The sequence below is a fragment of the Nocardia asiatica NBRC 100129 genome, assembly GCF_000308415.1.
In the GTDB taxonomy this organism is placed as follows: domain Bacteria; phylum Actinomycetota; class Actinomycetes; order Mycobacteriales; family Mycobacteriaceae; genus Nocardia; species Nocardia asiatica.
Genome location: NZ_BAFS01000419.1, coordinates 1 through 15,983 on the forward strand (window position 1 = coordinate 1; position 15,983 = coordinate 15,983).

Genomic DNA, 15,983 nt, shown 5'->3' on the forward strand with positions numbered 1-15,983 from the left:
CTGGAACGCGAGTTCCGGCACTGCGTCGCCGAAGCACGGGAACGCGGGCAAACGGTGTTTCTGAGTTCACACATGCTCGGCGAGGTCGAGAACGCCGCGGGGCCTTCGAGGCTACATCCCGCAACTGGATTTTGATGGGCGTCATGATCGCCCAGCAGGATGCGCCGCCCGCGACACTGACGCTGACCGACTTCGATTTCTGGGTGTCGCCGTTTCTGGGGCCTGGCGGGCAGCAGATAGTAAACCCGACGAAGGAGCAGCAGGACCTGGCCACGTTGAATTACCTGTGCGCGGCCGACGGGGACTCGCTACCGCCACCGGCGAAGTTCGGGTGGAACTGGGTGCAGTCGCTGTCGGAGTCGGACGGAGTCATCGCGATCAACCGGAACACGTTCGGTAACTACTTCCGCCAGCAGGTGAAGGACTACGTGGCGAGCAACTGCATGAAGCCCGCGGTGAGCGTGTGGGAGTCCGGGTTTCTTGGGGACACGACCAATTGGCAATGGAGCCTGACCCCGGGGCAGGCCCCGAAGGTCACCCAGGGGACAAGCAACAGCGATCCCACCGTCCTCACCTTCCATTACGACGGCTCCGCCGCCGACGAGGCCCACTGGGCGGGTATCGCCGTGGCCGGGATGACATTGACAACGTCCTTCGATGCATCGGTCACGTTCCAGGGGAACACCATCACGATCAGCCAGCACCTGGTTGTCTACGTGGATATCTGGGCGACGCCGGGCTGGCCGTAAGGGTGAATTCTGAGACCACGTATCGGTGAATTTCGAGGTCACTCAGGGGCGATCCGGGGCAGCCGTATCGGTGAATTTTGAGGTCACTCCGGTGGGCGTGTCAGGTCGCCGGGCGTGTCAGAAAGGCGAGCCATAGTGGCGCCAGTGGGCGTCGCCTCGCATCGGACCGCGAGTCAGGCCGGTCGGCATGGCCGTCCAGGTGTTCAGCGCAGGATCTGTCGGGATGTCAATGTCCGGCAGTAGATGACGAATCCTGTTGTCAGCAGGAGCACGCCGAGATCGAACATCGCCAGGCGTGGTCCGAGGATCTGCCAGCGGGCACGAAAACCGAAGGTCAGGATGTCGAGGATCACTTGGCTCGCCAGTGCGGTGATCGCGACTGGCAGAACCCACCGGCTGCGCAGTAGCAGCAGGAGCGCCGCGAGCAGCGCGCCCCAGACGGCGATGGTCCAGAAGACGGCCGGGAGGAGTGGATAGTCGGTGAAGTACCGGATCTGTTCACTGTCATAGTTCTGCGATCGGAAGTAGTCGGCGTTTTCGCTGAGCGCCATGACGTAGTCGTAGACGCCGCCCAGATTCAGCAGCAGGAACAGAGTGCCGACAATCCAGAGGTGCCAGGGTGCCGAGCGGCGCGTGCCGGGTGCGGTCTCACGCATGGTCGGTCTTCCGTTCGCTCTCGTCGGTTCCCGAAAGATTGAGGATCTGCTGGAGCAGCTCGGAGGAGCCGTGCAGGTTTCGTAGCAACACTTCGAGTTTCATCAGTGCCAGTCCTTGTTCGGGATCTCCGAGTACCAACAGCTTGTCCCCTGGGGAGATGCCGTGGTCGCGGCGCGCCTGGGCGGGGATCGCGATCTGCCCTCGCTCACTGACGGTCACCGCCCCGTAGAACCCGCGCCCGCCCGGGCCATATGAGGCTGCTTGCTCCTTGGTCATCGACCGCACACTTCCTTCCGCATGAAATACATGTAATACATGATACTGCGTGTAGTCCGGTTCCGGGCGAGAAAGCATCGGGTGAGTCATGAGCTGCTTCTCCAGCAATGGATTTGGGCGCAGGTTTCCGCTCAACCGGACCCCGCACCCGGACAAGCAGGTATGCCGTCTCCGTCCGAATTCGGCCGATACTATGGCGCCCTGCAGGTGGGATCGCGCCTTGCGCTGGCCGGGTCAGGGCCGCGCGAACCGGGGTCCGGCTGTGTTCACAGTGTTGGGTGTGGCTCGAAATTCGCCGATAGACCGCTGCTCAGCGCACGGTTTCCAACGACTGCTGAGCGTCGGTGAACACCGGCTGCTCCGGCGGTTGCTCGGTAGTCTGCACTGCGGTGTTGTGGAGTGCGGCGGTGCGGGTGAGTCGGTAACTGTGGGTCCCGGTTTCGATGATCTGCCCGCCGAAGGTGAGCCGGTCGACGATCGCGGCGCAGAGTCGTGGTTCGGGGAATGTGTTCGACCAGCCGGAGAACGCCTCGTTCGAGGCGATCGCGACAGAGTTCTTCTCCTCGCGCTCGGTCAACACCTGGAACAACAGCTCGGCGCCGCGCCTGTCCAGCTCCATATATCCGAGCTCGTCAATGCAAAGGAGATCGACGCGCCCGTAGCGGGCGATGGTCTTGGCCAGCACCTTCTCGTCGGCGGCCTCGACCAGCTCGTTCACGAGTTTCGTCGCGAGAGTGTATTTCACGCGGTAGCCGCGCATCGCGGCTTCGGTGCCGAGTGCGATCAGCAGGTGGCTCTTGCCGGTCCCGGAGTCCCCGATCAGGCAGAGCGGAGTGCCCTTCTTGACCCATTCGCAATTGGCGAGGGTGTTGACCACGGCCGGGTCGATGTTGGGGTTGGCGTCGAAATCGAAGGCCCGCAAGGATTTATCGCGGGAATCCGGCGGCGCGGATGCGGCGTTCGGAGCGGCGCCGGGCGCGGTCGTCGCATTCGGCGAGTAGCAGCTCGGCCAGGAATGCCCGGTAGCTCATCTGGTCGCGGGTCGCGGTTTCGACGATGTCGTTGAACTGGGTGCGGATGCTGGGCAGGCGCAGCAGCCGGCATGCCTGGTCGACGGCGGTGTCGGCGGCCTGATCGGTCATGCCGTGGCGGCGTGGGGTTGGGCTGGTCATCTATGGATTCCCTTCTGCGGTTCTGGGTTTGGTGATGCGGAGCAACTGGTCGTAGATGGCGACCGAGGGCAGGGGCCGGGTGTCCGGCGGTAGTTGCGCCAGGCGGCGGGCGGTCAGCGACGCAACCGGATCCGGGTCTGGGTCGGATTCGTCGAGATCGACGACGTGGGCCAGCCGCGGTGTGGCTTCGGCGGCCTTGCGGGCTTCGAGAGCGACCGCGTCCGCGGTCAGCGCGCCTGCGCGCAGCGCGGCGTCCAGGCCGGCGACGACCTGCTCGTGGGGCATGCTACGGTGCAGCAGAAGAACTTCGATGATCGCGCGGGTGCCGTACGGAACGACATCACCTGGCTCTATTCCCGGGTGGTCTCGTCATCGGGGACCGCTCACACCCCCGTCGAAACTCGATTCCAGTGCGATCACCGCGCTGATGCAGGCTCTGAACAACGAGGGGCACATCATCGGCGACACGCTCGAAGCGATGAGCGGCCTCGCGGCCGATATCGGCTCCATGCCATTGACCGATCTGCTCGAGAAAATGGCCACCTTCGTCGGTGCGGCCGCGCTCGACAGCGCAAAGAATGTCATCGACACTCTCTTCGACATCGTCTACGAACTGGCCAAAAACGCCCTCGACGCATTCCAGGCGCCTATCCACATCCCGGTGGTCACCGACATTCTCAACGATTTCGGTGTCCCGTCCTTCTCGCTGCTGGACGTCGTCTGCTGGATGGTGGCGATCCCGGCGACCCTGGTCTACAAGGCGACGGAAGGTGTGGCCCCATTCCCGGACAACGCCGACACCCAGGCGCTGATTGATGCCCCGGACCTTCCTTCGCTGATCGCCCTTTTCGCCCGGCAGACCGCCGACGCCGCGGTCACCACGACAAGCGCAGGAAGACTTCCCGCAGCCCAGCCCTCGGCAACCGCGGATTTCACGATCGCCGCCCCGCAGATGGCCGCCTTGTCCGGCGCAGTGTCCGACGAGGTGTTCATCGTCGGGCACGGATTCGCCGGCTTCTGCGCACTCGCCTCGGCGATCGTGTCCGGTTTCGAGGCGGCAGACGAACAACCGGACAACCCGTGGGGCCTGCCCTCGGCCGCCCTCGGCATCGTCGGCGGTGTCACCGGCGGCCTGGCCAACACGCTGGTCCCCTGTGATCCCATCGCCAACACCGCAGTGTCCGACATCTCCACCACCGTCACCGGCATCCGCGTGCTCTGCAAAATCATCTTCTGCGGACCGGCCCAGAAACTGTTCAAAGGCAACGCGGTATTACAGAGCATCACCGTCGACGACGGCCGCGGAGTCGGAGCGGTCGTGGACGCCGTCCTCACCCTGCCCGCCCTCACCTGCACGATCTGGCACCTCAGCGAACTGGCCGGAAAACCCGCAGGAAGCAACCGAAGCATCGCCATCATCGACGAGACCAGCCAACTCACCTCCTACGTCTCCCGGATCAGCTACGCCTTCGCAGTGAACGACGAGGACCCCGACAGCCGCGCCGCCTTCATCACCACCCTGGCCGTGGCCAACGTGTGCACCGGCGGCCTACAGATGGCGGAGATGTTCATCAACCGAACCGGCTGACTCCTCTGATACGCGCGTCGCGTCGGAAGATCGATGTCGACCGCGACGTAAAGTCCAGCACCCGTGCCAGTCCCCGATAACGCGACCACCTTGATCTGGCCCCCGCTCCGGGGGCCAGATCACCTCTGCCCGAGAGCCGTCGCAGAAAACGATGCGATCGGGTGCGGTCAACTCCGCGACTTCGGCGACCCACGCCAGGATGCCCTCATGCTCGGTCAGTGCCTGCACGCTCGCGGCAACGTCCAGTTGGTTGGTCACGACGAATCTCTCCCACGAAAACTGCTAGGTATTCAGTTTAGAAAAACTGCAATCAGTGCGCGAGTGGCATCCGTACAGGTGGCGAGGTCAGGCGCGTTCTTCCAGGGCCTCGACCTCGCTGCACGCGGTCTCGTCGCGGGTCAGCATTACGATCGAGCGGGCCGCACCTCCATCGAGAGAATTCGCCCACCATGTGATCCGGTGACGACGAACAGTGCGTCGTGGCTTCCGCGATGAGCCAGTCGTCGCGGGCCCCTGGCCATGCAGGCCGAGTCATGGCTGCTGAGATTCGCTGCGACGCGTCTCGCCGGGGCGAACGGCCTCCGCATTCGGGAATTGCGGCCCTGTTCAGGAGGTGCCCGGGTCGGTTTTCCTGAGACGAATCCGCTCGTCGGAAGGCGCTGTTCGGGAAGGAGCGGGCGTGTCCGGAACGAATTCGATGATCGAGCAGTGGTCCGGACGGGCCGCTGTGTGGGTCGGGCCGGTGCTGGTGTCGGCGACTTTGGCCGCCCTGGTGTCAGGACTGGTGTTCTGGCTATTCGGGCTGCGCGAGGTCGCTGAGGGCTGCTGGATCGCGGCCACGATGGTGGCGGTCGTGCCTGCGGTGTGGTGGATGGTCACCACGCTGCTGCGGGGTCGGGTCGGGGTGGATTTGATCGCGGTGTTGTCGCTGGTGGGCACCTTGCTGGTGCAGGAGTATCTCGCTGGTGCGCTGATCGCTGTGATGTTGGCGACCGGTCGCGCACTGGACGCGGCGGCCGAGCGACGCGCGTCGCACGATCTGAGGTCTCTGCTCGAGCATGCACCGCGTTCGGCACGCCGCCGTATCGGCGCCGCGGTGAACGTGATCGCGTTGGACGAGGTCGCCGTCGATGATGTGCTGGTGGTGGCGCCCGGCGAGGTGGTGCCGGTCGACGGGCGGGTGCTCGACACAGTGGCCGTACTGGACGAATCGGTGCTCACCGGCGAGCCATTGCAGGTCGAGCGTGGGATCGGGGAACCGGTGCGCAGCGGTGTCGTCAATGCCGGCGCCTCCTTCGAGATCCGTGCGACCGCGACCGCGGCGGACAGCACCTACGCCGGAATCGTGCGGTTGGCTCGAGAAGCCGGCGCCGAGAACGCGCCCGTGGTCCGGTTGGCCGACAGGTACGCGGCCTGGTTTCTGCCCTTGACGCTGCTCGTGGCCGGGGCGGCGTGGCTGTGGAGCGGGTCGGCGGTGCGCGCGGTCGCGGTCCTCGTCGTGGCCACGCCGTGTCCGCTGTTGTTGGCCGCGCCGGTGGCTATCGTGTCGGGGCTGTCGCGGGCCTCCCGCCAGGGGGTCGTGATCCGCAGCGGCGGTGCGCTGGAGAACCTCGGCCACGCGACCACTCTTGTAATGGACAAGACCGGAACTCTCACCGCGGGCCGGCCGGCGGTAGTCGAGGTGATCGCAGCCCCTGGGCGGGACGCGGCCGAGGGATTGCGGCTGGCCGCGTCGGTGGACCAACTGTCGCCTCATGTGCTCGCCCAGGCGATCGTTACCGAGGCGCTGACTCGCGGCGCGGCGCTGTCGCTGCCCACCGCTGTCGTTGAACAGCCTGGCCGCGGCATCTCCGGCATCGTCGAGGGCCACCGCGTCGAGGTGGGCAAACTGCCTGATTCGGCGACGGGATCCGAGTGGGCGCGTGGGGTGGACAGCCGGGCGCGCTTGGACTCCGCGGCGATCGCGTGGATCGTCGTCGACGAGGAGCTTCTCGGGGCGGTTCTGCTGCGCGATCCGTTGCGGCGGCACGCGCCGCGAACGATCCGAAGACTGCGTGAGGCGGGGTTGAACCGGCTGGTGATGCTCACCGGCGATCGTCTGGAACCGGCGCGCGAGGTCGCCGCCGTGCTCGGCCTCGACGAGGTGTACGCGGGGCAGAGTCCCGCCGACAAGGTCGCCGCGGTGCGCGGCGAACGCGAGCGCGCGGTGACGGTCATGGTCGGTGACGGTGTCAACGATGCTCCCGCCTTGGCGGCCGCCACTGTCGGTGTGGCGATGGGCGCACGCGGGTCAACCGCTTCTTCGGAGGCCGCCGACATCGTGCTCACCACCGACCGGCTCGACCGGCTCGCCGACGCCATGGACACCGCCCGCTGGTCGCGCCGTATCGCCGTGCAAAGCGCAGTGGTCGGGATGAGCCTGTCGCTGCTGGCGATGATCGTGGCCGCCGCCGGGCTCCTCCCGCCCGCCGCTGGTGCACTGCTGCAAGAGGTCATCGATGTGGCGGTGATTCTCAACGCGCTGCGAGCGCTGCGGGGCAGTCCAGCCGCTGGCACCGAAGTGGCGGGGGCGACGGAGGAACTGCTGCACCGCTTCGCGGGTGAACACGAGACCCTGCGTGAGATGCTCACGCTGTTGCGCACCGCCGCTGACCAGCTCGCCACCGCCAACGATCCCGCAGCCCTGGCCGCAGTGGAGGACGCCAACCACTTCCTGGTGATCGATCTGCTGCCCCACGAACGCGCCGAGGAAACCCTGCTGTATCCAGCGCTGGCCGGCCCGCTGGGCGGCACCGAGGCCACCGCGACGATGAGCCGCGCCCACGCCGAGATCCAGCGGCTCACCACCCGCATCGGCGCCCACCTCGACCGCGCCCACGCCGCGGGCACGATCACCGACGACCAGATCGACGACCTGCTCGCCTGCCTCTACGGCCTGCACACCTTGCTACAGCTGCACTTCTTGCAGGAGGAGGAGAACTACTTCACCCTCGCCGACGACGACCAACCCGAGAACGTCCCGGCCTCTCGGCAGGGTCACGAGAGGTCACGTTCGCAGCGTCGGGCAGTCGGCCGGCTCGGCGGGAACACCCAGCCGTCGCAATAGCAATGTCGCCGGACACCATCCGACGGCGCTGTAGAGGAGCAGGTTCGCGCCGACCAACCCGGTGAAGATCAGCCACCATGGCGAGAACATCGCGCCCAGTAGCACGCTGATCAGCACGAACGTACCTGCCGGCAGCGGCACGACGCGTGCGATGGGACGCGTCGAACTCATCAATCGCCCGCCCGGGCGGCATTGTGCGGGCAGACGCGCGCTGACAGCGAGCGACCCCTAGGGAGGCGAGGGGCCAGCCGAACGGTCATCCCGACTGGTCGACCTCGACCGCTGAACTCGGCTCAGGATGCCTTGCGGTGCTCGTCGTTCTCGTGCCGAGCGATCACGGCCAGGAGTTCGCGCACCCGAGCCGGTCGCTGTTTCGCCGGTTCCGGCCTCGACCACATCGCTTTCGATCAACGAGCGCATGCGGCTTTCGATCACCGCGGGAGGAGCGAAGGCGCGCCTTGGAAGGGTTCGACGTCATTGCGACGACCCCGCCCTTACCGTCTTGCGACATGCAGGACCCGGGTATTCGAATGAAGGACCGTCGACCCTACTGCCCGATGCGGAACCCGCGTGGAATGAACAAGTCATCAACCGCACTCTCGTCATCGGAGTCACGCAATGAGCATGCTTTCCCCGCGCCAGGCATTGCTACCGTCCTGGCCCGCGCTACCCGATTGGTCCGATCTGATGGCTCGATTCGAATCGAGGCCGGTCTGGACGTCACTCGAAGGCCATATGATTCGCGTCGAGGAGCGTCTCGAAAAGGGCCGTTACATTCTGCGCGCCGAGTTGCCCGGAGTCGACCCGACGAAAGACATCGACATCAGTGTCCGGGAAGGACAGTTGACCATCAAGGCCGAACGTGCCGAACGCACAGAAGAAGGCACCCGTTCGGAATTCCACTACGGCAGCTTCTATCGTTCGGTTCCGTTGCCCACCGGGGCGAAAGAGGATGCCATCGAGGCCACCTATACAGACGGGATCTTGACGGTGAGCGTACCGGTATCCGAATCGGAGGCACCCGAAAAGCACATCGCAATCAAGGCGACGACCGGAAACGGAAACAGCTGAGGCTGGAAGCCGCACGGCGGCGCAGCGGAAACGGGCGCGACGCCGATCGTGAATGTGAGGGCCTCATCCTTCGGCGGCTACCAAGGTCGACCCCCTGATACTGGAGGATCGCATGATGACAGACGGGCGTTCCCCGATCGTGGTGACGGTCGACCACCCACCTATCGGTCACGCGGCCGCTCTGTGGTCGGCATGTCTCGCCGAGCGGCTGAGCCAGGCTCCCTCGACGCGGACGTGGCCGCGGCACGAGAAGTCTTTCCGACGTCACCGTGGCCGCCTCCGCTGAGATATCGGATGCTGCGTTGAGCGAAACACTGTTGTTTCCACCCGGCATCGCGGGCAGCCGCATACCCGCTGTGGGCAGGAACTCCAGCTCGCGCAGCAATCCCTCGCATGCTGCGCCTGACCACGCGAGCCGGCAACGCCCTTGGCAGGCCGGATGCCGCAGGCGAAGGACCTACGGCTTCCTGGGGGATAGATAGGTGGCCGCGACGACCATCGCCGCGATGATGGCGGCGATCACGACTGCGGCGGTCGGCCAAACCATGATGGCTCCTTCGTGGTCCCGCGACTTCGACTGTCGACTGGAAGCGCATCGAAGTTGCAAGGGAATCGGCTATTCAGCCGGGGGCTCGAGGCCCCTACTGGCGCCGGTGATCAGGGTCGATCGCGGAACCCGTCGGCATGCCACTCTCACGATCGGTTGCAGAACACGTGGGAGCCGAGGCGCCGTTTTCGGTGCGACGACGCACAAGCAGCAGCGCCGCTACGGCGACGGCGATCGGTAGGAAGCTGACGGTCAGCATGGTGAGGCGGAGGGCGTCGGCGAAATCCACCTCGAGACGCAGCCCGGCCGCGTGCCGCAGCAGGTCGGGGTCATAACCGGCGCTGCCCGGACTGTGCGCCACCGTGCTGCGTGCGGCGTCGACGGCGCGCTCGGCGGTGGTGACCGACAGCGCGCGGGAGTGTGCGTCGGCCAGCCATTCCCGCCGAAAGAAGATGTTCAGCAGCAGGAGGTAAACGGTGGGTCCCAAGGCGTAGCCGGTCATCCCGGAGGCCAGCTGGACGGAAGCGACGGTCCCGGAATGTCCGGGCGGTGCTTCCGACAGCACTATTTCCGAGACCGAAACCGAGGTGACCAGTGCGCCGAGATTGCACAGCCAAATGGCCAGCACCAGCAGCCACAGCGCCATCGTGGAACTGACCGTTCCCGCCATCAGCAATCCGCTCGCCGATAGTAGCAACAGCCCGGCGATCAACACCGGTCGTGGGCTGTAAACGCCCACCAAGCGCCCGGCCACGGTCACGGCACCCGCGATCAGCAGTGTGCCGGGCAAATACAGCGTGCCGATGGCCTCCGGCGACAGCGAGAGCACCTTGCCCCCGAACTGCCCGAGCGCGACTCCCAATCCGGCAGAAAGGAAGTTGAGGGTGAGTGCCGCCGCAAGAGCGACACTGAACGCCGCGCTGCGCAACAGCGTCAGGTCCAAGGCGGGTTCGGGTGTACGCCGTTCGTGAAGCACGAACGCGGTCGCCGCCGCTGCACCGAACGCGAGCGGCAGCCAGGTTTCCGGCCGGAGAACGCCCTTCTGTGCGGCGGCGATGCCGACGACGATGCCGAGCAGCGCCGAACCGATCAAGGCCACGCCGATCACGTCGAGTCGTGGGCGCTGCCGGGCGGGCGACTCCGGTACATAGACGGCGGTCAGCCACAGCGCGAGCAACGACAGCGACGGGGCGACCAGGAACAGTGACCGCCAGCCGACGGTGGTCACCACCCAACCGGTGAGCGCCGGGATCACACCGCACAGAACCATTTCCACCGCCATGAAGACACCGATGGCTGTGGGGCGCTTGCGCTCCGGTATCGACGTCTTCAGCAAGGCCAGCGGAACGCCGAGCAGCGCTGTCATCCCGAGACCGGCGAGTACGCGCATCGCGAAGAGGTAGACGTAGCCGGGAGACAGCAGCGCGAGAAGGTCGGCGACCGTCACGATGCCCAGGCCGAGCATCAACAGCCGCTTGAGTCCGTAGGCGTCTCCGAGATTGCCCGCGGCGAGGACGGCAGCGGCCATCACCAGGGTCGCCGTTCCGCCGAGCGGACCGATGAGTTGCGGCGGTACACGAAGGTCGCGGCTGACTTGCGGCAGGTTCAAGCTGAGTACGAGGGGGTCGAGGACGGTGATCGTGAAGGCGAAGGCGAGAGCGAGTATGGCCGGCAGGATGTGGCTGGTTGCCGCGTTCGCCGGATCGGCGTCCGGCGCCGGTTGCTGTTCCGGACTCACTTCGCGCGCGGTGATCGAGCGGTGGCGATACCGATGGCGCGGCTCAGGGCCGGTTGCGGTCGCCGTGGAAGTTGTCGGTCGCGGGCGTGGGCCAGCAGGACCGCGATCTCGGTCGTGATGCTCGAGGACATTGTCTCGATATCGGGCGTCGTGTCGTAGTCGCCGGTGATGCCGAAAGTCAGACGGTCGAGGTAGCTGAGGATCGCGATCGTCGTGCGCACCCGCATGGCGATGGGGATGCAGGGCCACAACTCGATCACGTTTCGGCCGCCGAGTGTCAGGCGGTGCCGCGGTCCGGGAATGTTGGTCGCCAGTGCGACGACGCCGCGCTGAGGGAAGGAGACCGCCAGCCGGAACACTTCGGACACGATCCCGAATGGCAGCCGCCGGGAAAACGAGAGCACCGATGTCTCGGCATCTGCTTCGCCCCGGGCTCGGTGCCTGCGGATCTGCTCGTGGACGGCGATGAGGCGCTCCACGGGCTGGTCGAGTTCGATCGGCAGATGAGCGATCACCGCGGAGACGCGGTTGTCGAGCACCTGTTTCGCCTCGGTCGTGCGTGTCGAGACCGGTACGACGATGCGCAATTCGGTGGGGGTCGGATGTTCGCCGCGGCTGAGCAGCAATCGGCGGTAGGCGGCGGTGATGGCGGCGATGGCGACATCGTTGACGGTGACATCGAAAGCCGTCGCTATCTCCCGGACCTGCGGGAGCATGGCTCGCGCCACCGTGTAACGGCGCTGTCTACCGATGGGGCCGTTGAGCGAGGACTCGTCGGCCGGGGCGATCGCCGCGTACAGCACCGGCGCCAAGGTGCGCACGGTTCCCACGACGGAACGCGGGATGGCCACAGGTGCCCGCATCGCTTTTTTCAATAGTTGCAGAATCCCGGCGCCCGAACGTTTGCCATTCGGCCCTCGGTGCTCGCCGACGTCGACCGGGCCGGGGTCGCAGAAGCTTTCCAGTAGCGTGAGCTCGGAAATGCCGTCGACCATGGTGTGGTGAGCCTTGAGGATCATCACCCAGCGGTCCTCCGTCAACTGGTCGACCACGACCACTTCCCACAGCGGATGGTCACGATCCAGCCGCTCGGTCAGCTCGGTCGCGATCAGCTCTTGCAACTCCAGCTCGCCACCCGGGGCCGGTAAAGCGGTCCAGCGAATGTGATGATGCAGATCGAAATTCGGATCGTCCTCCCACACCGGTGCTTTGACGTCCCATGGCACGCGCCGCACTCGCTGGCGCAGCCGTGCGTGCCGCTCCAGTCCGCGATCCAGCCAGCCGCGCAGCTCGTCCCTGGACGGCGATGGACCCTCGAGGATCGCCACCGTACCGATTCCGAGGCTGACCCGGCGGTCGGTGTCTTCCATTTCCATGAAGCCCGTGTCCAACGGGCCCAATTCGGTCATCGCGAACCTGTCCCGGCAGCGTCGCAGGCTGCTGCCTGTTGGCTGGAACTACAAAAGGATTCTCCCGTGGATACGACATTCCGAGTGAGATGCCAATGTCACCGGCACAGGTGACGTTGGGCTCCTTCCCGCGGCGGACCTCGGTTCCGCCCGTCCGTGGTCAACTCGCCGACCTGGCGATGATCACCGGTACCTGGGCCGCGTGCAGAACGGCCTGACCGACCGAGCCGAGCGTCATTCCGGAGAAGCCGCCGCGACCGTGGCTGCCGACGACGATGAGCTGGGCCTTGTCGCCGATCATGAGAAGCCGCTCGGCGGGACGGTCCTGGGTCACGATGCGGTGCACCGGAACGTCCGGATACTTCTCACCGAATCCGGCAATGCTCCGGGAGAGCAATTCTTCCCCCTCTTCCTGCATTTGCTCGGATGATTCGAAGCGCAGGAAATCCGACCAGGTGTGCACTGCGACCAGTTCGACACCGCGGAAAGCGGCTTGGTCGAAGGCGATCTCGACGGCGTGCGCGCTGCTGCGGGAGCCGTCTACGCCGACCACCACTGGGCGGTTCGGCGACGCGGAGGATTCCGGGATGACCGCGACCGGGCACGCGGCGTGCCGCGCCAAGGCGGTGCTCACCGAACCGAGCAATCGCCGGCTGACCGCACCGAGCCCGTGCGTGCCGACCACGAGCAGTCGCGCGGTCTTGGAGCGATCGCGCAGCACCGGGATCGGAGGCGCGTCCACCATTTCGGTGCTGATGTCGAGTTGGCCGATCGACGCGGATTCGGCGACGGCGGTCGCGCGGGCGGTTTCGAGCGCGTCCAGTCCGCCTTGTCGGTAACTGTGGAAGTCGAACTGTTCGAGCTCGAAGCCCGATCCGAATTCGCCGAGGGCACCGATCGCGTGGAGCAGGTGCAGCGGCACGTGACGGCGAGCGGCGTCGACGGCAGCCCAGCGTAGCGCCGCGAGCGCGACGGGCGATCCGTCGATCCCGACGAGAATGGGGGGATTACCGATGCTGGACATCTTCTTCGCCTCTTTCCTACTGGCGCGACAGCGAGTTCCGATTCCGAGCGACCGCGACAACCGGCTACGGGACCAGGAACTCGGCGCAGGTGCGAGAGGTTGCGCACCCTGCCGCGGGCGTCCGGCGCGCCGCTACGAGCTACCGCGGTGCGGATGCGCTGGTGAGATGCTCGGCGATGAGGATGCGGTGGGCTTGCTGGGCCGCGTCGGCCCGGCGTCGATCGTCGGTGTCGCTGCTGGGCAGCTGTTCGAGCCCGCGGGCGAGAACCGCGATGGCGTCGCCGAGCAGCAGCACGCGGTGCTCCAACTCCTCGAGCCGTTCGGCCATGGCATTCTCGGGCGCGACCCGTTGGACGCCCTCGGCGCCGGTCGCGCCGCGCAACACCGAGCGCAGGCGCATCGGCACCTCGGTGACGATCCGGCGCGCCAGGCAGAAGATCGAACAGTCCCAGGATTGTGTTCATGACGGCCAGCCACACCAGGACAGCGGTGACCGGCCGTGAGCGCCGAGGCGGATGCCCTCGATCCTGCCGAGCGGGAATGTTCGATGGATCATCGGTTGCCATCCAGCACGGTGCAGCGGGAGTCGCCGGATGCGTTCGTCACGGGGGGATGGTGGTGGAACGGGCCGGCGGCAGCCGGAGACTGCGGGCGATGGTGTCGGTCCACGAGCGGACGGTTGCCCAGTCGCGCAGATCCCCGTAGCGGCCTTTGCCCAGCAGTCGGTAGAGCATGCGCGTCCGCAGTGAGATGCCGTCGCTGTCGTACCGTCCGGCGAACGCCCGGTAATCGTGCGCCCTGACCGAATCGCGCAGTCCGGCGATCTTCTTCGGGACCAATCGCCCGAGGCGGCGGCCGATCGGGCCGCGCAGTGCCGGGGCGAGGCCGACGCTGAACAGCCACACGTCCTTTTCCACCAACTCGTCCTGGTGGGCGTGCACGTAGTCGGCGACGGAGGGCAGGAGTTTCATGTTGTGCACTGCGCTGCCGAGCACGAGGGTGTCGAAGTTGGACAGGTCAGGCGCGTGGTCGATATCGGCGAGTTCGACGATGGCGTCGCGACCCGACAGCTCGGCGCTGATGAATTCGGCGATGTCGCGGGTCGATCCCTGTTCGGTCGCGTAGACGACAGCGATCTGATGTTTGTCCTGGTCCATGCCGAAAATGCTCCTCGCATACGCCGCGTCCGATGAGAGGACTCGTGCCCGGACACAGGGGACCATCGTCACTGCCGACTGTGGCGCAGCAGCCCGCGTCGCAGTTCGTCGGCGGCCCACACGATGATCGGGTACGGCAGCGTGAAGGCGAGCATGGCAGGGGTGTCCTGCCAGGTATTCGACTGGGCGGCCGCGCGCTCGGCGGCTGCCGGCGTGGTCGTCGAGCAGTGCACGGATCTTCGCGTCGATGGTTGCGTCGTCGCTGAGCAGAGTTCGCAGCAGGTGGCGCCGGGACACGATTCCGACCAGGTCGTGATCGCCCGCGGCCAACGACCTATCGCGGCCGTCGAGAGATCCACGCCCAGGATCTCCGATGACCGGCTGTCCCGTGAACCCGGCCGCCGCGTCCTACGGATCACCCGTGTCGCCTCGGAGGTTCCGGCGGGCGCGGGTTTGGGTGTGGGGGAGCCGGAGTCGTTTGAGGGCGAGGGCGTTGACGGCGACGATGAGGCTCGATCCGGACATGGACAGTGCGGCGATCTCCGGGCGCAGCATCAGGCCGAAGGCGGGTTCGAAGACGCCGGCGGCGATGGGCAGGGCGATGGTGTTGTAGCCGATGGCCCAGCCCAGGTTCTGGCGCATCTTGCGCAGGGTGCCGCGGCCGATGCGCAGGGCGGTCGGTACGTCCAGCGGGTCGGAGCGCATGAGCACGACATCGGCGGTTTCGATGGCCACGTCGGTGCCGGCGCCGATGGCGATGCCCAGGTCGGCTTGGGCGAGGGCGGGGGCGTCGTTGACGCCGTCGCCGACCATGGCGACCTGGCGGCCGCTGCGTTGTAGTTCGGCGATCTTGGCGGCTTTGTCGCCGGGCAGTACTTCGGCGATGACGGTGTCGATGCCGAGCCGCTGGGCGATGCGCCTGGCGGTGGCTTCGTTGTCGCCGGTGAGCATGACCACCTCGACGCCGAGATCGTGCAGCGCGGCGACGGCCGCCGGTGAGGTTTCGCGGGGCGCGTCGGCGATGCCGATGATCGCTGCGGCCTCGCTGTCCACGGCGGCGATCACCGCGGTGCGTCCGGTGGCGGCCAGCTCGTCGCGGCGGGCAGCCAGCGCGCCGAGGTCGATGCCCTCTCGTTCGGCCAGCCGCCGGTTGCCGACGACGACACGGTGGCCCTGGACCTCGGCGATCGCGCCGTGGCCGGGGACATTCTCGAACGCTTCGGCCCGAGCCTGGCCTACCCCTGCTTTTTCCGCATAGCGGACGACGGCTTGGGCGAGGGGGTGTTCGGATTCGCGTTCCACCGCGGCGACCAGGCGTAGCACCTCGGCTTCGCCGATGCCGTTGGTGATGACGTCGGTGACCTCGGGTTCGCCCTTGGTGAGGGTTCCGGTCTTGTCCATCACCACCACCTGGATGCGAGCCGAAGTCTCCAATGCCATCGCGTTCTTGAACAACACACCGCGTTTCGCGCCCAGGCCGGTGCCGACC

The 15,983-nt window shown here is 66.5% G+C and carries 15 protein-coding genes and 1 pseudogene; 4 read left to right on the plus strand and 12 right to left on the minus strand.

Annotated elements, in window-relative coordinates; all coding sequences use genetic code 11:
- The first annotated feature begins 143 nt into the window (after window positions 1–143).
- Window positions 144–749, plus strand: coding sequence for a hypothetical protein (locus ON27_RS31285; protein ID WP_157227480.1), 606 nt, complete (start codon window positions 144–146; stop codon window positions 747–749).
- A gap of 203 nt (window positions 750–952) precedes the next feature.
- Here the strand turns inward: ON27_RS31285 and ON27_RS40220 are convergent, their stop codons facing one another.
- The 4 genes and pseudogenes from ON27_RS40220 to ON27_RS31305 form a co-directional block, all read right to left on the minus strand.
- The gene (locus tag ON27_RS40220) at window positions 953–1,405 is read right to left on the minus strand and encodes a hypothetical protein (protein WP_051047174.1); all 453 of its coding nucleotides are present in this window, start codon (window positions 1,403–1,405) and stop codon (window positions 953–955) included.
- Window positions 1,398–1,772: an AbrB/MazE/SpoVT family DNA-binding domain-containing protein gene (locus tag ON27_RS31295; protein WP_245560390.1), complete on the minus strand. Its 375-nt coding sequence runs from the start codon at window positions 1,770–1,772 to the stop codon at window positions 1,398–1,400. The genes ON27_RS40220 and ON27_RS31295 overlap by 8 nt, the downstream gene beginning before the upstream one ends.
- 220 nt (window positions 1,773–1,992) lie before the next feature.
- Window positions 1,993–2,854 (minus strand): annotated as a pseudogene (gene istB / locus ON27_RS31300) (IS21-like element helper ATPase IstB).
- The gene (locus ON27_RS31305; RefSeq protein WP_245560392.1) at window positions 2,855–3,139 is read right to left on the minus strand and encodes a hypothetical protein; all 285 of its coding nucleotides are present in this window, start codon (window positions 3,137–3,139) and stop codon (window positions 2,855–2,857) included.
- Window positions 3,140–3,281: 142 nt separating this feature from the next.
- Between ON27_RS31305 and ON27_RS31310 the strand changes: the two genes are divergently transcribed.
- Both ON27_RS31310 and ON27_RS31315 read left to right on the plus strand, forming a co-directional pair.
- A complete protein-coding gene (locus ON27_RS31310) occupies window positions 3,282–4,442 on the plus strand; it encodes a hypothetical protein (RefSeq protein WP_043735831.1) in 1,161 nt (386 codons plus the stop codon).
- Between the two features lie 697 nt (window positions 4,443–5,139).
- Complete coding sequence (locus ON27_RS31315; RefSeq protein WP_083887926.1) at window positions 5,140–7,548, plus strand: heavy metal translocating P-type ATPase; 2,409 nt, start codon at window positions 5,140–5,142, stop codon at window positions 7,546–7,548.
- Here the strand turns inward: ON27_RS31315 and ON27_RS41770 are convergent.
- A complete protein-coding gene (locus tag ON27_RS41770) occupies window positions 7,489–7,719 on the minus strand; it encodes a YgaP family membrane protein (protein WP_083887925.1) in 231 nt (76 codons plus the stop codon). The genes ON27_RS31315 and ON27_RS41770 overlap by 60 nt on opposite strands.
- Before the next feature lie 447 nt (window positions 7,720–8,166).
- Here ON27_RS41770 and ON27_RS31320 point away from each other — a divergent pair, with 447 nt between their 5' ends.
- Window positions 8,167–8,619: an Hsp20/alpha crystallin family protein gene (locus ON27_RS31320; protein ID WP_043735832.1), complete on the plus strand. Its 453-nt coding sequence runs from the start codon at window positions 8,167–8,169 to the stop codon at window positions 8,617–8,619.
- Between the two features lie 641 nt (window positions 8,620–9,260).
- Here the strand turns inward: ON27_RS31320 and ON27_RS31325 are convergent.
- The 7 genes from ON27_RS31325 to ON27_RS31350 form a co-directional block, all read right to left on the minus strand.
- Window positions 9,261–10,844, minus strand: a complete 1,584-nt coding sequence (locus ON27_RS31325; RefSeq protein WP_083887927.1) for an MFS transporter — start codon at window positions 10,842–10,844, stop codon at window positions 9,261–9,263.
- Window positions 10,845–10,900: 56 nt separating this feature from the next.
- Window positions 10,901–12,313 carry a wax ester/triacylglycerol synthase family O-acyltransferase gene (locus tag ON27_RS31330; RefSeq protein ID WP_043735833.1) on the minus strand — a complete coding sequence of 471 codons (1,413 nt, stop codon included), beginning with the start codon at window positions 12,311–12,313 and terminating at the stop codon, window positions 10,901–10,903.
- Window positions 12,314–12,473: 160 nt separating this feature from the next.
- Window positions 12,474–13,337: a universal stress protein gene (locus tag ON27_RS31335; RefSeq protein WP_043735834.1), complete on the minus strand. Its 864-nt coding sequence runs from the start codon at window positions 13,335–13,337 to the stop codon at window positions 12,474–12,476.
- Window positions 13,338–13,476: 139 nt separating this feature from the next.
- Window positions 13,477–13,743, minus strand: a complete 267-nt coding sequence (locus ON27_RS31340) for a hypothetical protein (protein ID WP_043735835.1) — start codon at window positions 13,741–13,743, stop codon at window positions 13,477–13,479.
- 196 nt (window positions 13,744–13,939) lie between these two features.
- A complete protein-coding gene (locus ON27_RS31345; RefSeq protein WP_043735836.1) occupies window positions 13,940–14,494 on the minus strand; it encodes a flavodoxin domain-containing protein in 555 nt (184 codons plus the stop codon).
- 68 nt (window positions 14,495–14,562) lie between these two features.
- Window positions 14,563–14,727 (minus strand): hypothetical protein, encoded by a 165-nt coding sequence (locus ON27_RS43390; RefSeq protein ID WP_157227482.1) that lies wholly within the window; start codon window positions 14,725–14,727, stop codon window positions 14,563–14,565.
- Window positions 14,728–14,902: 175 nt separating this feature from the next.
- Window positions 14,903–15,983: heavy metal translocating P-type ATPase (locus tag ON27_RS31350; RefSeq protein ID WP_157227484.1), on the minus strand; the 1,081-nt coding region annotated here is incomplete at its 5' end.